The organism is Staphylococcus caeli (genome assembly GCF_051413795.1).
Taxonomy (GTDB): Bacteria; Bacillota; Bacilli; order Staphylococcales; family Staphylococcaceae; genus Staphylococcus; species Staphylococcus caeli_A.
This window is the reverse complement of sequence record NZ_JBOIRQ010000018.1, coordinates 21,892-44,304: the sequence shown is the minus strand read 5'-3', so window position 1 is coordinate 44,304 and position 22,413 is coordinate 21,892. Positions and strand designations below refer to the sequence as shown.

Here is a 22,413-nt window from a genome sequence, read left to right as displayed (position 1 = left end):
CGACTATTCACAGTCTATCAACTCCTCTCGTTGTAATGAATAAGAAGTACAATGCACCTATAAATGATGTGACAATCCCTACTGGAGATTCAAACGGAAATGCGATTAATCGACTCATAACATCGGATAATAATAATAAATCTGCACCTATAATCATTGTTAATGGAACCATTAATTTATAGTCTGCACGAATATGATGTTTGACAATATGTGGCACGATTAATCCAACAAAACCTATAGGCCCTGCAATAGATACAGATGTACCCGCCAACACAATAACTAATAATCCCGTTAAAATTCTAACCAGTTTAACGTTTTGACCTAATGATGTTGCTAAATCTTCTCCTAATTCCATGATTGTCAATTGTTTAGCTATCATGATTACACCTATAAAGGCTAGAACAAGCCAAGGTATAATGCCTATGACTTGTGGCCATGTAATTGTAGATAATGAGCCTACCAGCCAGAACATTACTGTAGTCGTAGCATCTTCATTGAGAAGAATAATACCTTGGGTCATACTTGAGAAAAATAAATGAATTGCCATACCTGCTAATGCTAATTTAACTGGCGTCATCCCTTTTGTTGATCCCGATAAGGTATAAACGGTTAGACCACCAATAAATGCACCTATAAAAGCTAGGATAGTTGAATATTCGGTGAGCACTGGGGCTAGCATTGTGATAAATACAATAACAAATGATGCACCAGCGTTCACACCAAATATTTGTGGTGAAGCCAACGGGTTACGTGTCATTGCTTGCATTAACAGACCTGCAACACCTAAAGCTGCACCTATAAATAAACCTACCAACATTCTTGGCATTCTGACATTATGTATTAAAAATGTTTGCTTTGTTTGTTCATGAAACCATGCATAATCTAGAAAATCTTTAAACTTGATGTGGGATGCACCCACACTTAAATTAAAGTATATAATGACAAAAAGCGCACACACACTCACAATAAATGTGAGTGCTGTGCGTTTTTGTATTTGTTTTTCTACTAATTTGGTTTGGTTAATGCTATTTGATTTAGTCATTTACCTGTCACCCTACTTTTGTTGTTGGTCGTTTTTCTCTTTTTTAGAAATTTCTACTAGTTCTTTTGCAATTTCTTCAGAAGAAATGATACCACGTGCGCGTGCCCAAGTATTTCTATCTACTACAGATACATTATCTTTTTTCACTGCATCTAAATCTTTCCATACTGGGTTGCTTTCTTCTTTTTTGAGATTAGGATCATTCTCACCTTTGTCTGCCATAATAATCATTCGACCAGGATTAATATCTGATAGTACTTCCGAATTCAATTGTAAGTAAGGTCCTTTCAAATATTTAGAAAGATGATCAGTTTTCGTTTTATTTAATGCATTATTAAATCCTAACTCTTTTAATAACTCGCCGACATATGTATTTTCTGGGTGAGCTAATAAACCTGACTTAGATACTACAGCTGGTAAGACTTCTTGAGATTTATCAAGTGTAATTTCTTTACTGTATTTGTCCATCAATGCATCATGTTCTTTCAATCGTTCTTTACCTTTGTCTTCTTTACCGACTGCTTTCGCAATTGTTTTAAACGCTTCGATATTATCTTTATAATCACTATCAAAACTTGGTAACATGATTGTTGGTGCAATCTTTTCTAAATCTTTTTGAATGCCTTTATGTCTATTACTATCAGCAATGATAAGGTCTGGCTTCTGGTTACTAATTTCTTCTAAGTTCGGTTGTTTACGTGCACCGACTGATTTATAGTCACCGATTTCTTTACGAATTGGCTCTAAAATTCTATTCTTATCACCATCGTCAGCTACGCCTACTGGTTTCACATTTAAAGCAGCCAATGCATCCACAAATGAGAATTCTAACGCAACGACACGTTTTGGATCTTTAGCCACTTTAGTGGTACCACCGTCATGTTTAATTGATACACCATCTTTAGCATCACTATCTTTATTTGATTTACTTGACTCTGTATCACTGACACTACCACAAGCTGCCAATAATATCATTGTTAAAGTTAAAAACAGGATACCCATAATTTTATAACTATGTTTCATCGTTTTCACTCCTTAGATATGTATAAGTTCATATCTAATTTTATTGATAATGATTCTCAATGTCAATATTATTTTTAATTATTTTATTAAAATTTATATGCGCTTTGTTTTCTGTGTATTTATATTGTGGGAAAGTTGATCAATTGCTTTATCATACACATAGTATTTCTCTAAGTTATTCATATACATACTTTGTGCTAACGCTTTATAACCTAAGCTAAATTGAATCTTATCTCCACTTTGATAATGCTCTTGGTTCCATAAGTCAATCATGACATGATCACTTGTAGCACCAATAATTTTAATATGATGATGTAAAGGTACTATATTTTCAACATCAGTATCTAAATTACCTATGTCTACGATTGCTTGCAAATATGGTCGACCAATAGCAAGATCCATACGTGGTTTTATTTCAACTATTTCAGCTTCTAGCGTTATTGCATTTTGATAAAGTGAGGCAATCGGTTGGTTTGTCGTTGTTTCTACACCTCTAAACAATGTTTCTCCCACTCTTAATTCATTTATTTTTCCAAAATCGCGATATAACATTTGTGGTAACATACTAGAATTCCCACCAGAAATAATTTGAAAACGCATATTTGTTTCCTGTTCGACTGAATCTACGAATTGATTAATCATAGCGACATCTTCTTCAGTAGGAATGATGGATTGAAAGCACATAAAGTTAAATGCTAAACCAACAATGTGTATGTGATGCATATATAAAATTTCATTAATATTATGAATGACATCATATGTAAGTATACCTTCCCTACCATCTTTCCAATCGACCATTAACATTACTGAATGTTTAACACCCAGTTGTCCAGCTATATCATTTAATTCGCGAATTGTTTCTAATTCTGTTTGAATACTTATTTCAGTATGTCTTACCACCGATTCAAGTTCTTTTTTGCTAGTATTTCTAATCATCATAAACGATAAATCTTCGTCGCTACTTTTCGTAATATTTTCAATACGTGCATCTGCAAAATGTGTAAGTCCTATGTCTTTTAATATTTCAACAATACGCCGGTCGCCACCGACACATTTAATAACAGGCGTAAAGCGCATTTGATGTTGTTGAAATAATAATGACAGTACTTGCGCATTATATTTAATTTTAGATAAATTGATTTGTACTTGAGCCATAGCTTACACCTCTTTATATAATGGATTGTTCAAATCAATCGTGACATACTGCTTTACTTTACCTTCCATTCTCATTCGCAATAGTGCCTTAACAGTCAGTTTCGGTCCAAAAAGGACTTGCCTTAATATATCCGCATGTGCTTTTTCTGAATCGATTGCACGTTCTGTAATTTCACGAATCACGTTAAACAATTCATCCTCCGTAACAAATTCATATTGCGTAAAATGATGAATGAGTTCTGCAATTTGATTTTGTATCACTGCATGTTGGAATTTCGCGATGACCGCTTCGATATTTTCGGCAATTAAACTGGTATTCGTTATTTTTAAATTTGGTCGTTGATGTTGTAATGTCTGTAAATCGATTCTCGAGCCACCTAAGTCTCTAACGATAAAGCGCATTTGATAATTTGGACCTAAATTAACGATAGTATTCTGCATATGTGCTTCCAATGCCACACCATAATCTTGTATATAAGCGATTAATGGTTTTATCAATGTTTGTGCATAAATACTCAAAAATCTTAAAATACTATCTTTTGATACACCATCACTCACCCAATTCAAATAACTATCTACAGTTACCTGGTTATCTACAGGATTCTTATTAACTAAACTAGCTGTTACTAATGTAATACCATTATCCGCAATGTATGGTTGATGCCTTACAATACATGCTAAATGACGCGCATCATCTGCATTTGTATTAGCATGTATACCAAAAGGTTCCATCGCTACTTGTAATTCTGGATAAATATCTAACATATCTTGCAACTCATAACTTAACGTAGGACCATCGACTGTCGTAACAGTTGATACTGTTCTAATAGCACTTGTTGCTTGAACATTGACTGGTAATTTAATATGAAATGGTTTGTCGATTAACTGCATCGTTCTAAACGATAATGTTGCTTTAGATTCCACTTCAAATGGTGTTGGAATTAATCGTTTCTCCTCTATCCATTGTGCATATTTAGTTGAAATGACGTGTTCATATTGCCAAGGATGTACAAGTATTACACGATAGTCATTCAATTCCAGTTCATGTGGTGCCAAATAAGCTTTTAATTTATATCTGTATTCTGGTAATACAGTATCTAACATATAGGCATCATCACCTTCCATAGATGTCACTACACAATCATTTTTGTGAATGAGCATCAATTGAAGGCTTATAATTTTTTCAAATTCTGGGGCATAGCGCTTCACTTCATCTGTCGTTAAAGGCAATTTCGTTTTTGACAACGGATGCGTTGGGTGACCTTCGACCACAAGACTTTCAGAATAGCTTAAATCATTAATATGGTCACTATCTTCCATATGTTGAAGCCATGAGAAGAAATTGATTGTATCTGGCATTTTTGAAAATTTCAATGTGGCGTGAATTAGTGCTTGTCTATGTTTAAAATGATCGTACGTCAAGGCAAATCCTTCTCTACTCGAACACAATTCATCTGTTAAACGCTGACTAATTGCAATCGCAAATTGCGTATCCAATAACTTAAGCAACAATTCTAATGACGTAATCTCTTCATAGTAAGTACCTTTGATATAAGTAATCGGACCATTAAATGTATAACGCTCCATGGCACTTTTTTTCACTTTATTAATTGACAGTACTTGCCCTTGATATTGCAATTCAACAGAATGATCATTTTCATTAAAGTGCATATTTTCAGGAAAAATTTGTTCTTTGATGATTGCGTTAATGATTCGATATTGTATATTTCTGTCTGCCAATTGCCAAATTGTTTGATTCATATTGTACTGCCTCCACTTTTTCTTTGTTTCAAAATTACACTAAATACTAATGCAATCATCAATGTACTTAAACCTATTATAATAAATGTCTCAACAATACCTATCCATTCTGTCAGAAAGCTCATAAGTATGGCACCTAATGGAATCATACCTCTATCCATCATGACTACACTCAATATTTTCCCTCTATGTGCTTCATCTACTCGATGTTGAAAGTATATCCGATTTGCCGTACGCGCCCATTGACTAAATAAACCGATAAAGAACAGCGAGATGAAGAAAATAATCGTATTACTCACAATTGAAAATAAGAGTGAAACACCAAATAGTACAGAACTTAAATAATACATTTGCACTGTTGATATTTTCTCTAAAATATTAGGTAAAATTAATGTAGCTATGATGCCACCAATAGCGCAACAAGTCATAGCACTACCAAATATTGCAACTTGGTTTGGAAATGTTTTGTCTGTTAGTACTGGTAATAATGTCGTATATGTAAAACCTGTTGCCATAATGAGTAGTGACGTCAAAAATATTCTGCCACCCGTTTGGTTTTCTTTAAAATAATTAATGACATATTTTAAACTTAACTCTGAACTTTCTTTTGTCATTATATTCCTGTGAAAGTCTAATGGTAAACATAGTAGCAGTGCCATTAAGTAACAAAGAGCTTGTGCTGCAAAGCCCACTTCCGCATGATAAACTGCCATGATTAATCCAGCGATAGCTGGTCCTATCGAACGGCAGATATTTATAATAAATGAATGATAGGACACTGCTTGCGTTGTCGTAAACCTATCGGAAATATCTGGTAATACAGCCTGACGTACAGGTGTTTCCACTGCACTCAATATCCCTCGACCGAGCGCATAACAAAGAAACACAATTATAGGTAACTTTGTACTTTGGAATGTTAGAATACATAGTAGTGTTGTTAAAATAAACGAACTAAAGACTGTTATTCTTAATAGTTTTCCCTTTTCACAACGATCTGCCAAATTCCCTGCCCAGACACTTATGAGTAGAATAGGTACGAGTCGGAAAAAATTTATCAACCCAAGATAAATTGCGTTATGATAGAGACTAAATACATACCAATTTAACGTAATATGTCCAATCCAATTTCCTAAAAACAGTAGGAATGAGCTAGGAAAAAAATACTTTGCCATGAAATTCCTCCTGTATTTTAATTGATAATAATTATCATTATCGATATTATGGATTATACAAATAACTTATACGTTTGTAAAATAATTTTTTAGAGGTGCATTATGAATTCTATAAAAAAAGATAAAGATTTAATTTATAATCTTACAGATGATGAAGCACAAGCTTTGTCGTATTTAAATACGCTCAATCCTGAGTGGGCGAATCATTTTAAATCCATATTACTCCTAAGTCGTGACAAGATTACACAACGCCTTGTCTCTTCTTTACATAGAGAAAATTTAGTGAATAGTCGTGAATATAGTGCAGTTATTAATGCACAAACACTAAAATTTACTATAGAAACAGATCACACTGAAATTTTAAAAATAACTTTTCCACATTCACAAAAAATCCTATATGCACCAATTTCTGGTCACCATGCTTTCGATAGAATTGATGTTGAAGGACCATTTTATTTTGAAAATCACAGTAAAATACAACGTGTATTACATCCAAATGAAGTGTTAGATTGCATTCTTACTGAAGCACCCCACCTTGATAATGCGGCAAGTTATCAATTTAAAGAAGATATTAATAATAGCTCCGCAAACATGGCAATTGCATTAAGTTATCAATCTCTGACTCTCGACGGCTATAATAATCCTATTTTTGATTTAATTGCCAATGCATCCGACAGTTATTTAGCTTCAGAACAAAGTGTGATTGAAGGTCATCCGCTTCACCCAGGTGCAAAATTGCGCAAAGGTATGACTCCAGAAACAGCCATTGCTTATTCTTCTGAGTTTGCAAATACTATTAAAATGCAATTTATACTTATTCATCAAAGTATTGCTAAAGTTGAGTCATTAGATAAAAATTATAATGCATTAGTATATGATCAATTCGAAGGATTATATGATATTGCACAACAGACAGTTGGACATGAACAAATCGAAAACTATTATGTAATGGCAGTACATCCTTGGCAGTATCAAGCAGTTTTATATCAGGACTATGCAACTGAACTTGAAATCAATCAAATCGTTCCTCTAAATTATGAAATAGATTATTTTGCTGGACTGTCATTCAGAACATTAATGCCTAAGTATCCAAAGTGCTTACCGCATATTAAATTATCTACCAATGTTCATATTACTGGTGAAATTCGAACTTTATCTGAACAAACAACAATTAATGGGCCACAAGTCACTCAAATTTTAAATGATATCCAAGCTAATGATGCGCTTTTTAAAAACATTAACGCAGCAACAATAGATGAAATGGCAGGTATTCATTTTTACAATCCCAAAGATGATGAGACACTTCAACCTAAAAAAAGTGCCCAATTAGGCACACTGTTCAGAGAAAATATTTATAATTTGATTGCACCACATACAGTACCAATGATTCCATCAAGCCTGGTATCGCAATATGCCAATAATCTTGAAGCACCTATTGTGACATTAATTAAAAATTATACAGCGTCGCAACAAATAGATTGTTATGAAACGGCAGCCTTAACGTGGATCAAAACTTATAGCCAAGCTTTAATTGATTTAGCACTACCACTTTATGTCAAATACGGTATAGCTTTAGAAGCACATTTGCAAAATTCTATTGCCACATTTAGCAGTAATGGTTTAATCCATACATTGTATATTCGTGATTTTGAAGGCTTACGTATTGATGAAGCTTATTTAAATACAATGGGCTACCAAACGACGACGTTTCACGAAAAATCGCTTATTCTGACAGATAGTGCTCAAACTGTTTTTAACAAAGTATTCTATTCCAGTATCCAAAATCATTTAGGTGAACTCATTGCAACCATTGCACAATCATCTGAAGATATTTCTTTAGAAACTCAGATTTGGACGATTGTACGAGCAAAATTGGTTGAAAAGCTAGATGATATCGCTGCTACAATGGATGACAACGATAGGATTCAGCAGATTGCAGCCACACTCTTTGCTCCTAAAATTGATTATAAATGTGTTACTACTATGCGTTTAGAAGATGAAGCTGATTATTATACTTATATTCAAGTTGATAATCCTTTATATCTAGAAACACATCATTAAACACAAAAAAAGAGTCCGGGACATAAATAAACGTACCGGACTCTTTTCAATTAGGCAGTAGATGACTGAATTGAAAATGCGCTTATATCAAGCTTTTTTCAACTCTAGTCATCTTTGCCGGGGTGGGACTACGAAATCTTTATTAGAAAATTAGCTTTCTGTCCCACTCCCATTTTTAATTGGTCAATTAATGATTATTGTAAACCTTTGTTCTCGTTACCTGAGTTTTGGCTTTTTTCATTTTTTTGTGACCATTCTTTTTTAGTCATTACGTCTTCAACGCGCATGTTAACTTCTACTACATCAAGACCAGTGATATATTTCACTTGTTCTTTAACTAAGTCAGTAACTTTACGGAAGATTTTTGGTGCAGATTCACCATATTCTAAAACAACTTTCAAATCAACAGCTGCTTGTTTTTCTCCAACTTCAACGCTAACACCTTGTGTTACATTGTTGCTGCTTCCGAATGAGTTAGAAATGTTATCAACAAATCCGCCTTTCATTTCTAAGATACCACTTACTTCGCGAGCTGCGATACCAGCGATTTTTTCAATAACTTCATCTGAAAATGATAATTTGTTAGAAAATTGAGGTTCTTGGTTTTGTTGTTCTTGTCTTCTTTCTTGCTCTTTCTCATTCACACCTGTTTGGTTGTCATAAGCTTGTTTCGCTTTGTTGTTATCTACTGCCATAATACATTCTCCTTTACTGTATAAAATTTATATTTTTTATTATTTTAATCAAAAATCTTGTTTCCTAATCAATTAACTCCATCGATTAAGGAAATTTAAAAAGTCTTGCTTACGGTCTTTAGTATACCCAATTCCAACTCCAATGAAACATAATACTAAAATTAAAATTGTGCTCCAAAAACCTAATGTTAAGAACAATATTGCAATGATTAAGAATGCTAAGAAACCGATAATTCTCCATTTAAATGTCTTGAAAAATTCAACCACTTCTTGCGTAGAATCTTGTCCATTTTGGTTATTATTGTTAGCCATGATAACCCTCCCTTACAACACACGTTTGCCTGAGGTTTTTTGATCTCTAACATTAACCTCTAATTTAGATACAGGCAATTCTGTAAAATGTTCTACATTCTGCTTGATGTCATTTCTAATTTCTTCCGTTAAAGATTTAACTTGAACATCTCCAGGAACAAAGAAATCTGCTTTTAATGCGATATGTGATTTCTTCTTCTTGTTATAAAGTTTTGCAATAACGTTCGGTTGACGTATTTGATCATATTTTGTCAATGTATCGTAAGCTGATTTTTCAACCGCTTTTCTCGAAACATAAATGTGACCATCTTCAAAATCTTTATAAAGTCCAGGTTTTCTATACGTAGGTTTAAACAAGCTGAATACTAATATGAGACCTATTACAATGAGTAATGCTGCCAAACCAATTAGAGTTGGTTCGAACCAATTAAATTGCATAAAATAATCTTGGTATTGGCTAATTCTTGAATCTTGTATATACATAAAGAGTAAAAAGCCAACGATTACTACAATTAAAAGGCCAAGGATAAAATTCTTAAGTCGTTTCACCTCGTATGACACCTCCTATGCTTAAATAATATGTACTTGTCATATAGCCTTAATACCCCCAAAAAAATTCTTAGAAACATTTTTATTGAATTTTATTTTTAACTTTTTGGAAATGTAGAGGACAAGTACTTTTATTTTGATAAATCCTTATCATTCGTGTGAGCGTCTTCTTGATGCGATTTACGATATTGTAAAAATTTATCATCAGAAACAAACAATTTATTACTTGGTCTTGGCTTCTCTATCGCTAATGATTTAAAGAGCGACCAAATCATTAAAATAATGACCACAGAAAATGGTAATGCCGCAATGATTAATAAGTTCTGAATCGATTGAGTTCCGCCAGTATAAATCATAATCATTGCAAATAATGCCAAGATAATGCCCCAACTTACTTTTACAAAACCAGATGGGTTAATGCTTCCTTTTGAACTTAGCATGCCAAGTACATACGTTGCTGAGTCTGCAGATGTAACAAAGAAAATCATAATTACCACTAGCGTAATAATACTTAATAGGAATCCTAATGGAAAATGTTCTAATGTTGCAAATGTGGCTGTTTCTGTTGCCTGTTTTGCAATATTTGCAATTCCGTTTTGCTGTAAGTAAATAGCTGAAGCACCAAATACTGCAAAGAATAAGAAACAAACAACTGCTGGCACAAACAATACGCCAAGAATGAATTCTTTAATCGTTCTACCTCTCGACACACGAGCAATAAAGATACCTACAAATGGCGCCCACGAAATCCACCAAGCCCAATAGAATATCGTCCATTGCTGTAGCCATTGGAATTTTTCGCCACCAGATTGTGGAATACGTAAACTCATATTAAAGAAATTAGCAATATAATCACCAAATGAGTTTGTAAATGTATTTAAAATATTCAAAGTCGGTCCAACGCAAAATAGCACTATTAATACTACAAAGGCTAAAATCATATTAATATTACTTAAATTTTTAATACCTTTGTCGATACCTGACCATGCCGACCATGTAAATAATATCGTTGCGATCACGATAATAATCACTTGCGTTCCAAAGTTTGAAGGTACATTAAATAGGAAATTCAAACCTTCGTTTATTTGAAGTGCACCGAATCCAAGTGTTGCTGCAACTCCAGTCACAGTGGCTATAATGGCTAATACATCGATTGAACCACCTATTGGTCCACGCATCATTTTAGCTCCAAGAATTGGCGTTAATGTTGCACTGACTAAACCTGGATAACCTTTATGGAAATTGAAATAGGCAAATACAAGTCCAACAATGCCGTAGACTGCCCAAGCATGAACACCCCAATGGAAAAATGAAAACTGCATCGCTTCATTAATCGCCGTCTGCGTCCCTGCTTTATGTAATGGCGTTAATGTAAATGCATGACTTATCGGTTCAGCAGTTGTCCAAAATACTAAACCAATACCCATACCTGCACTAAATAACATTGCAAACCATGATTTTAATGAGAATTCAGGATCTTCTCCCTCTTCACCTAACGTGATTGATGCGTATCTTGAGAATAATAGATACACACACACAATTAAAATAAATAGTACAAGTAATAAATAATACCAGCCAAAATTGACTGCAATAAAATTAGTTATATTTTGAGTTACAGTTTCTAGCTGTTTAGGCAAAATCGCTCCATATATTACAAACAATGTACAGATTGATAATGCTACCCAAAATACGACCGTTAACTTATTTAATCGCATAACAAATATACACTCTCCCTTAGTTTATATAACACTCATACCCTATCTTATTGTGTTTAAGCGTATCACCAGTATATGCGCTCAATCTGTTATATTTTAAACAACCTATTAAAATCTCATACAAACAAAAACACCTTCTAACTAGCTTGGATACTCCAAAGATTAGAAGATGTTTTTACTATTATGCTATTTATTTATAATTTAATCACTAGTTTGCCAATCATACTTTGATTTTCTAATTTAACATGCGCCTCATATAAATGGTGCACAGTAAGTCCATTGACAACTTCAGTGACCGTTGGTTTATAAATGCCCGCTTCGACCTTTTCAGTCATATCCATTAAATAGTCTCTGTGAACGTACATATCTTCCGTTTCGTGCAATGGACGTGCCGACATAAACTCATGTGTAAAGGTGATACTTTTTTGTTTTAATAAATTGAGGTCCTGTTTATCTTTAAAAGCGACAATCGTAGCAATCGTACCTCTAGGTTTAACAAGCTCAATCATTTTTTTATAATACATATCCGTATCAAATGTACAAAATACATAATCGACTTCACTTATTTCATATTTTTTGAATTCCTCTGCTAAATCATTTTTATGATTAAGTACAATTTCTGCACCCATTGTTTTAGACCATTCTATTGTTTCTTCACGCCCAGCAGTTGTAATCACATGTAATCCATAATACTTAGCAATTTGTGTCGCAATACTGCCAACGCCACCTGCACCATTGATAATTAATATAGATTTACCACTGTTCTCTTTTGGATTTTTTGAAATTTTGAAAACATCAAATAGTGTTTCATAAGCAGTCAATCCAGTTAACGGCAAGCTTACCGCTTCAACATCCGTCAAATTTTGAGGTTTTTTAGCAACTAATCGTTCGTCAACGACTTGCACTTCTTGATTAGAACCTTGATATTTGGGAGAGCCAGAATAATAGACTTCATCACCAATGTTAAAGTGACTCACGTCTGGGCCAACAGCTTCGACGACACCCACACCGTCATAACCAAGTACACGTGGCGCTTGTTCGACAGGTGTTTTTCTTATTTTTGTATCAACTGGATTAACGCTAACTGCATGTACTCGAACGCGTAACTCATGCGCTTTCGGCTCTTGTTCAGCTGTTTCATATTCATAAAATAAATTTCCTTCATCTAAATTAAAATTGCTATCTGCACCAATCGCTTTCATGGTATGCATCTCCTTTAATTATCACGCATTATCTGACACTTTTACAACTTGTTTTCCAAAATTATCACCAGTAAATAAATTTCTAAATGCTTCTGGCAATCGTTCAAAACCGTCCTCAATAGACGTTTTAGTCTTAATCTTATCTTCTTGAACCCATTGAGCCAATGCTTGACTTGCATTCGCAAAATCATCGGCATAATTTGCCACAATAAATCCTTGCATCAAGGCTTGCGCTTTTATAATAATAGGTTGGATACGTGGGCCATATTCAATTTCAGTATCATTATAGTTAGAAATCGTGCCACATACCGGAATACGTGCAAATTGATTTAAGTGTTGCATCACTTCATCCGCAATATCTCCGCCTACATTTTCAAAATAAACATCTACCCCATTAGGTACAGCTTCAGCTAATTGTGCTGAAAAATCTTCGGCTTTATAATCAACACCTGCATCAAATCCAAGCGTTTCTGTTAAATATTGCGTCTTCGTTTGTCCACCAGCAATACCAACAACATATGCACCTTTTAATTTTGCGATTTGTCCTACTACTGATCCTACTGCACCTGAGGCAGCAGATACGACAACTGTTTCACCAGCTTGAGGTTGACCAATTTTCAATAAACCATGATAGGCTGTTTGCCCTGTCATGCCTAATACACTGAGATATAGATATAGTGAAATATCCGTTTGAGTCACTTTAAGTGCTTGTTTCGCTTCAATATTCACTGTTTTTTGCCATGGAAACATTCCAGTGACAATGTCGCCTTGTTCAAATCCCTGTGCTTTAGATTCTGTCACACGAGCAACTACATGCCCTACGAGTGGTTCGTCAATTTGGAATGGCGTAACATACGATTTGGAGTCACTCATACGTCCGCGCATATATGGATCGACCGAAATATATAATGCCTCTACTTGAATTTCATCATCTACTGGATGTGCCACCTCTACATCTTCATATCTGAAAATCTCTGAATTCGGCATGCCTTCAGGTCTCTTTGCTAATACGACACGTTCTGTTTTCATTATATTACCTCCATTCACTCTTTGATATCATTCTATATCTATACAAATGTGCAAGCAATCAAATCGCTTATGCAATGATAAATCACCATGTTATGCTATATTTATAAATTTGGAAAATGTTTACCGTCAGATTGGGGATAGTTAATTGAAATTAAGTATATTAGATTATGTGCCTATATTTGAGGGTCGTGATGCAACACAGGCCATAAACCACACAGTAGAATTAGCCCAAATAGCTGAGCGTTTAAACTATCATCGCTATTGGGTCGCAGAACACCATCAAGTATTTTCTGTGGCATCTAGTGCTCCAGAAATGGTTATGATGTCACTTTTAGAAAATACCACTAATATACAAATTGGTAGTGGTGGTGTCATGTTACCGCACTATAGTGCTTATAAAGTGGCCGAAATATTTAAAATTATGGAAGCACGCCACCCACATCGTGTTAATCTTGGCACAGGTCACTCACCTAGTTTTAAAAATGTGAATCAAGCTCTGAACGAATATAAAACCGAAAAAGTAGATTATCTTACGCAAATTAAAGATTTAATACATTACTTTAATGATCATGCGCATATGAATCACCGACACAAAGACTTGTACGCTACGCCACGCATCAATACCAAGCCAGGGATGTTTATTTTAGGGACAAGCAAATCCAGTGCTACACTTGCCGCACAACAAGGGTTACCATTTGTTATTGCAAATATGGGTCAAAACAAATCTCACCTACAATCGGTTATCTCACATTATCGCAATACATTTAGCCAACAACATCCTGAGTTACAATCATATGTGATAATGAGTACGTTTGTTATTACAGCGGATAATGATGCGCAACTAGAAGGTTTATCCCGTGCCTTTCATTTATGGCTATTGCGCATTGGCTACTTAGATCAACCTAAATACTATCCATCCATTGATTACGCAACACACAGAGACTATTCAAAACGAGAATTAGAAAAAATAAATCAACAACAGAACCGTGTCATAGTTGGTTCACCAAATTCTGTAATAAAAGATTTGAAATCAATGGTGACAATGTATGAAGTCGATGAAATTATGATTCAACCACACGTCTATGGTGAAGACAATCGGGAACAATTACTAAAATTAGTTGCACAAGCAAATTCATAAATGACAAATTAAAGGCCAGTGTCACTCATTCTAATAGAACGGTAACCACTGGCTTATTTGTTGTATTTAATTATTTTTCAGTTCCCCATAAAAATGAATTAATTTTATTTATAACAACTGAATTATCATGCAGTTCGCTATGCTCCGCCTTTGGACCTGTCACCTTATATGTTTCGTAACTCGCAATATTCCCACCTAATAAATACTCTAATGCTCTAGATGAGACATTCGTCACACGACCATCTGAATATGTACCATCTTTTAAATCACCGTATATATTCAAGACTTGTGCAGTATTCGGATAATGCGATTTCATGTCTAGTAATCCACGATATTCTTTTAACATTTCATTGGGTTTACCTTCACTGTCTAACGTAATATCCAAATCGAGACCATTTATACTTACTTCCCCATTGAAATTCCCTGCCAGACTTACTTGCTTATTTAACTGTGGTAAATGCGAATCGGAACCATACTTTAGCATATAATAACTAAATGATTGATTTCCCATTGAATGCGCAACAAAATTAAACTTATCGAAATGATACTCCGCCATTGTAGCAACAATGACATTTTCAATCCATTGTGCATTTTTTTCTAAATCTTTATTTGAATTGTCTTCAAGTATAATATCGATAACAGGATGCTTAGATCGCGTCTTTAATTTGCCATCAAATGTCACCATTCCATTTTTAGAAACATTAGCCTTCACTACTTGATCTGCCGATTTCGTATCGATCGCAGATTCTACCAAATATTTCATAGAATTTTCCGTACCTACATAACCATGTAGGTAAAAAGTCGGAATCGTAGCATCATTCGTTTGTTTTAATTTTGCTTTATTATTTGCGATTAAAAATGTAAAGGTGACAGTCAGGATTACTATCGCAATCATTAGTGCCAGAGTTATATAACGTTTCCCAATTTTCCGTTTCATAATCACATTCCCCAAATTTAATAATTACGTATACTTATTATATGTTAAATGTGTAAGATTGCCACCTTTAAGTACTTTTTAAATTAGCTGTGGTTTTAAATAAATACAAAAAAACGCCCCAGCCAATGCTGGAGCGTTGAAACGTTGATTCTATATAAACACAAATCTGAATGCGAAAGAATTTCGCAACAGTTTGGCAATATTAACGTTTTGAGAACTGTGGAGAACGACGAGCTTTTTTAAGACCTGGTTTTTTACGTTCTTTCATACGTGGGTCACGAGTAAGTAATCCAGCACGTTTTAAAGAACCTCTGTATTCAGGATCTGCTTCTAATAATGCACGAGAGATACCGTGACGAATTGCTTGCGCTTGTCCAGTGAATCCTCCGCCATGAACGTTAACTAATACATCGTAGTTACCTTTAGTTTCTGTAACATCAAATGCTTGGTTAATGTCTAAAATTAATGATTCGAATGGTAAGTAGCTACGTACATCACGTCCGTTAACTGTGATGTTACCTTCACCTGGTACTAAACGTACACGTGCTACTGAGTTTTTACGACGGCCTGTGCCTCTATATTCAACTTGTGCCAATGTAATTTCCTCCTTTTAATTAACCACGTAACTCGTAGTTTTCTGGTTGTTGTGCAGCGTGTGGATGTTCAGCGCCACCATATACAAATAATTTTTTACCTTGTTTTTCGCCTAAACGAGTGCTTGGTAGCATTCCTTTAATTGAGTTTTCAAGTAAACGTTCTGGGTTTGTTGCTTTTAACTCACCAGCAGAAATTGATTTGATTCCGCCTGGGTGGTTTGAGTGACGATAGTACATTTTATCGCGCTCTTTGTTACCAGTGAAATGGATTTTTGAAGCGTTGATGACGATTACGTAATCACCTGTATCAACGTGTGGTGTGTAAGTTACTTTATTTTTACCGCGTAAAATAGCTGCTACTTCTGATGATAAACGACCAAGTGTTTTACCTTCAGCATCAATAACATACCATTTGCGCTCAATGTTTGATTCATTAGCCATAAATGTTTGACGCATATAATTGTCCTCCTAGAATAAATAAATGTTTCTCGTTTAATAGTTGTATACTGTTTAAAGCATAGATTTCATTTATTTTGTTAATTGTTTGTTTCTACGTGCTTCTATATCGTGTTACACAATAAGATTCCGGGGCTTATCGTGGGTGATATAAAACAATACCGTTAGTTATCGTATAATTTTTCTGTCGTTTTGTCAATGTAATTTAGTGATTTTGTGATGATTTTTTTTGATGTATTTTTATATCTTTACCAAACTCTTGTATTAGCTCAGATGGTGTTAAATAAATCTTCTCTAAATACAGTCCTTCTGCTGGTGCAGTAAAGGGTACTTGATTACGATCTTTCGCTTCTAATAGTGTTGGTACCTCGTTTGGTAGACGCTTCCCTTTTCCAACTTCTATTAAAAATGCAATCAGTACACGCACCATATTATATAAAAAACCTGAACCTGTAACGATATAATCAAAACCTGCTTCTGTACGTTCAATACGACTTTCATAGAGCGTTCGCACTTTACTTTCAACTTCAGTTTTTTGCGAACAAAACCCTGTGAAATCATGTGTACCAATAAAATGTTGCGCTGCCTCATTCATTGCTTCCAAATCTAATTCATCACTCATAAAAGTCTTCAAACCACTTAAAAATGGATCTTTATGCGCAGCTTGATATATTTTATAGCGGTAAGATTTACCTACGCAATCATAGCGACAGTGAAAATCTTCTTCTACAAAGCGAACATCATTCACATACACATCGTCAGGTAAAGCACGATTCATAGCATATTGCCATTGTTGTGCAGGAATGTTGAGGTCTGTATCAAAATGAAAATACTGTTCTAGTGCATGTACACCCCTATCGGTTCTGCTGCTTGGGTGTATACGAACATCTCGTTTATGCATACGCTTCAGTATTTTTTCAAATTGTTGTTGGACGGTCCTACCATTTTGCTGTATTTGAAAGCCAAGAAACTGGCTCCCTTGATATGAAATATTTACTAAGACACGCATGCTTATTACACTCCTATATATTTTAAGCCAAATAATATGATTGCGATTGGAATTAATAATAACAATATTAAGCTATCTTGCCATTTCCACTGCAACCTCCGATAACTTGTTCGTTCATGTTTTGTATCATAACCTCTTACTTCCATCGCAATGGCTAAATCTTCAGCTCTCTGAAAAGCAGAAATAAATAGCGGTATAAAAAGCGGTATAAATGCTTTAAATCTATTGATTAGTCCACCAGAGCTAATCTCAGAGCCACGAGACTTCTGAGCAAGTATTATCTTATCTAATTCGTTCATAAGCGTTGGAATGAACCGTAACGCAATGGACATCATCATACTCAACTGATGCACTGGAATTTTCACAATTTTAAGTGGTGAAAGCAGTTTTTCGAACGCATCAGTTAAATCAATGGGGCTTGTGCTCAATGTCATAATAGTCGAAACCATTATAATAAACATTAATCTTAACACAATATAGATTCCTTCTAGCACGCCATTCATATCAATAGTGATAAAACTCAATTCGAATAGCGTAGTTCCTCCTTTGGTGAAAAACAAATGCATGAGAAACGTAAACACTAAGAAAATCCATATAGGTGTGAGTCCTTTGACTAAAAACCACAATTTAATATGGGCAAGTTTCATAAACGCAAGAATTAATACCAATAGCCATAAATATGTACCAAATGAATGCGCAAAAAATATTAAAATAATAAAAATAAAGACAAATATTAACTTTGCCCTAGGATCGAGTCGATGTATTTTAGAATCTAATGGCAAGTAGCGGCCAATGATAAATTTATCTTTCATCTTTTTGCCACTCCTTATACATTTCAATAAATTCAGCTTCGGTCAACGCAACCTTATCAAACTCATATTGATGTTTATGTTCAATGTCACGTTGCAGTTTAACAATATCTGGTACATCTAAATGTAAATGACTTACATATTGTGTATCACTAAACAATGTTCTAGGATCACATGTTTCCACAAGCTGCCCTTGATTCATTATTTTAATTTCATCCACATAAGTTGCAACATCATTCATTTCATGGGTAACCAAAATAATTGTTTTGTTCTGTTCTAGTTGTAATTTTTTAATAATTTCCATGATTTGTTTTCTACTCTTTGGATCAAGACCTGCCGTAGGTTCATCTAATATTACGATGTCAGGGTCCATCGCTAAAATTGATGTAATTGCAATCTTTCTCATTTGTCCACCTGACATTTGAAAAGGTGATTGCTGAAATATATCTCTATTGAAACCAAAATCCATCAATAATTGAAATGCCCTTTCCTTTACTTCTTCTATAGGCATTCCAAAATTTTTAGGTCCAAATAAAATTTCTCGTTCTACAGAATCCTCAAATAATTGAGATTCTGGAAATTGAAATACCATCCCTATTCGTTTACGTACTTCTTTTAATACTTTGTCTTTAGTTTTATGTGTGATTGTAATATCATCTATTTTCAAATTACCTTCCGAAGGTTTCAGCAGTCCATTCAGATGTTGGATAAGTGTTGATTTACCAGAACCTGTTTGCCCAATAATGGCATAATATTTTCCTTGTTCAAAAGATGTGATTATATTTTGAATCGCTAAATGTTCAAAGGGTGTGCCTTTTTGGTAAGTATAGCTTACTTGGCTAAATTTAACTGTCATAGTTTATTTACCAACCCTTCATACGTTATGTAATCTGCGCACCCTACTAATGCTCTATGCATTCTTATTGAAAAAGGCAAATCTAGTCCAATTTGTGCTAATTGATCACCATCATTAAAAATTTCATGAGGTAATCCTGTTTGATATACTTGTCCTTCATTTAATACGACTAAGTAATCGGCTTCTGCTGCTTCTGTAAGATCATGCGTTATGGAAATAATTGTAACTTCTTTTTCATCTTTTAAACGATGTATTAACGCTATAAGTTCTTTTCTACCTTCAGGATCTAACATTGAAGTTGCTTCATCTAAAATGATAATGTCAGTTTCAAGAGCAAGCACACCTGCAATTGCAACTCGTTGCTTTTGGCCACCTGAGAGCGATTGTGGCTCATAATCCAATCTGTCTAACATTTCTACATCTTCAAGTGCTTGAGGCACTAATTCATGCATATCTTCATATGAGACACTATTATTTTCTAATCCGAATGCCACATCAAATTCAACAGTCGAACCTACGAATTGATTTTCAGGATTTTGAAAAACAATACCTATATGTTTTCGTAGTTTGTTTTTGTTTTCCTCAGTAATAGTCTGTTCATTTAAATTAACCGATCCTTCTAACGGTGATTCAATACCTACCATTAACTTTGCAATTGTAGACTTACCAGAACCATTATGACCAACGATAGATGTCCACTTGCCTTTGGGAATGTCAAATGACACATCTTTTAGTGCAAGAGATTCATCACTATTATATTTAAAAGAAACATGTTTAAATGTAATAATATTTTCTTGCACATCCATATCATTTGCCTCCAAAATTTTATCAATTTTAATAATACACCTTATCTATTTTACATGAAATCGCGAAGTTTAGAAACACTTCTAAACAAAGTTTAGTTAGTGTTTCTTATGCATTCGCTTTAGCGAAGGTGATCCTCTATTCACTTCTAAACAAAGTTTAGTTAGTGTTTCTTATGGGAGTGGGACAGAAATCATTTTTCTAATAAAGATTTCGTTGTCCCACCCCGGCAAGGTTGACTAGGATTGAAAAGTTTACCTTAGCTGTAGCTCAGGTATGAGTCTCACTAAATTAATGAATTAAGCAGTGAGACTTTATATTTTCAATTCAGTCAACTACTGCCTAATTAAACATGAACCTAGAACATTTATTTTATCTCAGTCTTAATCCTCTATTCACTTCTAAACAAAGTTTAATATATGTCATAAGGGTTATTATTGCTTCGCAATTGCATAAGACCCCCTAAATTCTAAAGAATTAACGTCTGAAGGATTACTATTGCTTCGCAATTGCATAAGACCCCCTAAATTCTAAAGAATTAAGGGGGTCTTATAATATAAAAAAGCGCGCACCCCATCATATTTTGAGTTCACGCTTTAAATTTTATTAAGTTGTGATGGGGTACTCTGAGCTAGACAATATTTGTATGTGGCAAACATTATCGTTGCACTCATTTGCTTTATATATAGTAGTACGCATATTTAAATTAAACTAATTCAATAATTACTGATTCAGCACCGTCTCCGCGACGAGGACCGACTTTAAGAATACGAGTGTAACCGCCTTGACGTTCTGTATAACGTTCAGCAACTTCACCGAATAATTTTTGTAATGCAGTTTGAATAGTTTCATCTTCGTTTAAGATTTCAACGTTACGTAACGTTTTAGCAGCTTGACGACGAGAAGCTAAATCTCCCTTTTTACCTAAAGTGATTAATTTTTCAACAACACTACGTAATTCTTTTGCACGCGCTTCTGTTGTTTCAACACGTTCACTAACGATAAGTGAAGTAGCTAAATCACGTAACATTGCTTTACGTTGATCAGAAGTACGACCTAATTTTCTGTAACCCATGAGTTAACCTCCTTTATATTAATCTTCTTTTCTTAAACCTAAACCTAAGTCTTCAAGTTTATATTTAACTTCTTCTAAAGATTTACGGCCTAAATTACGTACTTTCATCATATCTGCTTCAGATTTATCAGCTAATTCTTGAACAGAATTAATGCCTGCACGTTTTAAACAGTTATAAGAACGTACTGATAAGTCTAATTCTTCGATAGACATTTCAAGCACTTTTTCTTTTTGATCTTCTTCTTTTTCAATCATGATTTCAGCATTTTGTGCTTCATCAGTTAATCCAACGAAGATATTTAAATGTTCAGTTAAGATTTTTGCAGCTAATGATACAGACTCTTGCGGAGTGATTGAACCATTAGTCCATACATCCAAAGTCAATTTATCAAATTCACTACTTTGACCCACACGTGTATTTTCTACAGTGTAGTTTACACGTTCAACAGGTGAATAAAGTGAGTCCACTGGAATTACACCAATTGGTAAATCACTAGTTTTATTTTGTTCTGCTAATGCGTAACCTCTACCCTTATTAGCAACTAGACGGATTTTTAAGTGTCCACCTTTTGAAACTGTTGCAATTTTAATCTCAGGATTTAAAATCTCAACATCACTATCATGAGTAATGTCACTTGCAGTTACACCGCCTTCATCTTTCACATCAATTTCCAAAGTTTTGTCTTCTTCAGAATAGATTTTTAATGCTAATTTTTTGATGTTCATAATAATAGTAGAAACATCTTCAACAACATTATCTATAGCTGAGAATTCATGTAATACACCTTCGATTTCAATGTACTTAACGGCTGCACCTGGTAATGAAGATAGTAGGATACGACGTAAGGAGTTTCCTAGTGTAGTACCGTAGCCACGTTCTAGTGGTTCAACAACGAACTTACCGAATTTAGCATCATCACTAATTTCAATTGTTTCAATTCTAGGTTTTTCGATTTCAATCATTTACAAATATCCTCCTTGATTACGTCGACTTGATTTGTACTGTATTTCTCAGTG

At 34.3% G+C, this 22,413-nt stretch carries 22 protein-coding genes; 2 read left to right on the top strand and 20 right to left on the bottom strand.

Annotated features, from left to right (window positions below; all coding sequences use genetic code 11):
• Positions 1–7: 7 nt before the first annotated feature.
• The 5 genes from ACSULM_RS09725 to ACSULM_RS09705 all read right to left on the bottom strand — a co-directional run bounded on the left by ACSULM_RS09725 (position 8) and on the right by ACSULM_RS09705 (position 6,153).
• Complete coding sequence (locus ACSULM_RS09725; RefSeq protein ID WP_436862417.1) at positions 8–1,042, bottom strand: FecCD family ABC transporter permease; 1,035 nt, start codon at positions 1,040–1,042, stop codon at positions 8–10.
• A 12-nt stretch (positions 1,043–1,054) separates the two neighbouring features.
• Positions 1,055–2,065: an ABC transporter substrate-binding protein gene (locus tag ACSULM_RS09720; protein ID WP_436862416.1), complete on the bottom strand. Its 1,011-nt coding sequence runs from the start codon at positions 2,063–2,065 to the stop codon at positions 1,055–1,057.
• 93 nt (positions 2,066–2,158) lie between these two features.
• Positions 2,159–3,220: an alanine/ornithine racemase family PLP-dependent enzyme gene (locus ACSULM_RS09715; protein ID WP_436862415.1), complete on the bottom strand. Its 1,062-nt coding sequence runs from the start codon at positions 3,218–3,220 to the stop codon at positions 2,159–2,161.
• 3 nt (positions 3,221–3,223) lie between these two features.
• A complete protein-coding gene (locus ACSULM_RS09710; RefSeq protein WP_436862414.1) occupies positions 3,224–4,981 on the bottom strand; it encodes an IucA/IucC family protein in 1,758 nt (585 codons plus the stop codon).
• Positions 4,978–6,153 carry an MFS transporter gene (locus tag ACSULM_RS09705; protein WP_436862413.1) on the bottom strand — a complete coding sequence of 392 codons (1,176 nt, stop codon included), beginning with the start codon at positions 6,151–6,153 and terminating at the stop codon, positions 4,978–4,980. The genes ACSULM_RS09710 and ACSULM_RS09705 overlap by 4 nt, the downstream gene beginning before the upstream one ends.
• Positions 6,154–6,255: 102 nt before the next feature.
• Between ACSULM_RS09705 and ACSULM_RS09700 the strand changes: the two genes are divergently transcribed.
• Positions 6,256–8,214, top strand: a complete 1,959-nt coding sequence (locus ACSULM_RS09700; protein WP_436862412.1) for an IucA/IucC family protein — start codon at positions 6,256–6,258, stop codon at positions 8,212–8,214.
• 194 nt (positions 8,215–8,408) lie between these two features.
• On the opposite strand, the gene ACSULM_RS09695 is transcribed toward ACSULM_RS09700, so the two are convergent.
• The 6 genes from ACSULM_RS09695 to ACSULM_RS09670 all read right to left on the bottom strand — a co-directional run bounded on the left by ACSULM_RS09695 (position 8,409) and on the right by ACSULM_RS09670 (position 13,716).
• Entirely contained in the window at positions 8,409–8,909 is a 501-nt protein-coding gene (locus ACSULM_RS09695) for an Asp23/Gls24 family envelope stress response protein (protein WP_436862411.1), read from the bottom strand.
• A gap of 72 nt (positions 8,910–8,981) precedes the next feature.
• Entirely contained in the window at positions 8,982–9,221 is a 240-nt protein-coding gene (locus ACSULM_RS09690; RefSeq protein WP_436854810.1) for a DUF2273 domain-containing protein, read from the bottom strand.
• A gap of 12 nt (positions 9,222–9,233) precedes the next feature.
• Complete coding sequence (gene amaP, locus ACSULM_RS09685) at positions 9,234–9,770, bottom strand: alkaline shock response membrane anchor protein AmaP (RefSeq protein WP_436862410.1); 537 nt, start codon at positions 9,768–9,770, stop codon at positions 9,234–9,236.
• A gap of 131 nt (positions 9,771–9,901) precedes the next feature.
• Positions 9,902–11,485 carry a BCCT family transporter gene (locus tag ACSULM_RS09680; protein WP_436862409.1) on the bottom strand — a complete coding sequence of 528 codons (1,584 nt, stop codon included), beginning with the start codon at positions 11,483–11,485 and terminating at the stop codon, positions 9,902–9,904.
• A 194-nt stretch (positions 11,486–11,679) separates the two neighbouring features.
• On the bottom strand, positions 11,680–12,687 hold the full coding sequence (locus tag ACSULM_RS09675; protein WP_436862408.1) for a zinc-binding alcohol dehydrogenase family protein: 1,008 nt from the start codon (positions 12,685–12,687) through the stop codon (positions 11,680–11,682).
• Between the two features lie 21 nt (positions 12,688–12,708).
• Positions 12,709–13,716, bottom strand: coding sequence for an NADP-dependent oxidoreductase (locus ACSULM_RS09670; RefSeq protein ID WP_436862407.1), 1,008 nt, complete (start codon positions 13,714–13,716; stop codon positions 12,709–12,711).
• Between the two features lie 145 nt (positions 13,717–13,861).
• Here ACSULM_RS09670 and ACSULM_RS09665 point away from each other — a divergent pair, with 145 nt between their 5' ends.
• A complete protein-coding gene (locus tag ACSULM_RS09665; RefSeq protein WP_436862405.1) occupies positions 13,862–14,854 on the top strand; it encodes an LLM class flavin-dependent oxidoreductase in 993 nt (330 codons plus the stop codon).
• Between the two features lie 70 nt (positions 14,855–14,924).
• On the opposite strand, the gene ACSULM_RS09660 is transcribed toward ACSULM_RS09665, so the two are convergent.
• The 9 genes from ACSULM_RS09660 to ACSULM_RS09620 all read right to left on the bottom strand — a co-directional run bounded on the left by ACSULM_RS09660 (position 14,925) and on the right by ACSULM_RS09620 (position 22,359).
• The gene (locus tag ACSULM_RS09660) at positions 14,925–15,791 is read right to left on the bottom strand and encodes an alpha/beta hydrolase (protein ID WP_436862404.1); all 867 of its coding nucleotides are present in this window, start codon (positions 15,789–15,791) and stop codon (positions 14,925–14,927) included.
• Positions 15,792–15,993: 202 nt separating this feature from the next.
• Positions 15,994–16,386 (bottom strand): 30S ribosomal protein S9, encoded by a 393-nt coding sequence (gene rpsI, locus ACSULM_RS09655; protein WP_069995266.1) that lies wholly within the window; start codon positions 16,384–16,386, stop codon positions 15,994–15,996.
• A 19-nt stretch (positions 16,387–16,405) separates the two neighbouring features.
• Complete coding sequence (gene rplM / locus ACSULM_RS09650) at positions 16,406–16,843, bottom strand: 50S ribosomal protein L13 (RefSeq protein WP_069995265.1); 438 nt, start codon at positions 16,841–16,843, stop codon at positions 16,406–16,408.
• 205 nt (positions 16,844–17,048) lie between these two features.
• A complete protein-coding gene (gene truA / locus ACSULM_RS09645; RefSeq protein WP_436862403.1) occupies positions 17,049–17,852 on the bottom strand; it encodes a tRNA pseudouridine(38-40) synthase TruA in 804 nt (267 codons plus the stop codon).
• A gap of 5 nt (positions 17,853–17,857) precedes the next feature.
• A complete protein-coding gene (locus ACSULM_RS09640; protein ID WP_436862401.1) occupies positions 17,858–18,664 on the bottom strand; it encodes an energy-coupling factor transporter transmembrane component T family protein in 807 nt (268 codons plus the stop codon).
• On the bottom strand, positions 18,654–19,517 hold the full coding sequence (locus ACSULM_RS09635; RefSeq protein ID WP_436862400.1) for an energy-coupling factor transporter ATPase: 864 nt from the start codon (positions 19,515–19,517) through the stop codon (positions 18,654–18,656). The genes ACSULM_RS09640 and ACSULM_RS09635 overlap by 11 nt, the downstream gene beginning before the upstream one ends.
• A complete protein-coding gene (locus ACSULM_RS09630; RefSeq protein WP_436862399.1) occupies positions 19,514–20,323 on the bottom strand; it encodes an energy-coupling factor transporter ATPase in 810 nt (269 codons plus the stop codon). The genes ACSULM_RS09635 and ACSULM_RS09630 overlap by 4 nt, the downstream gene beginning before the upstream one ends.
• A gap of 704 nt (positions 20,324–21,027) precedes the next feature.
• Positions 21,028–21,396, bottom strand: coding sequence for a 50S ribosomal protein L17 (gene rplQ / locus ACSULM_RS09625; protein WP_069995260.1), 369 nt, complete (start codon positions 21,394–21,396; stop codon positions 21,028–21,030).
• A gap of 18 nt (positions 21,397–21,414) precedes the next feature.
• Complete coding sequence (locus ACSULM_RS09620) at positions 21,415–22,359, bottom strand: DNA-directed RNA polymerase subunit alpha (RefSeq protein ID WP_436862397.1); 945 nt, start codon at positions 22,357–22,359, stop codon at positions 21,415–21,417.
• Positions 22,360–22,413: the final 54 nt, after the last annotated feature.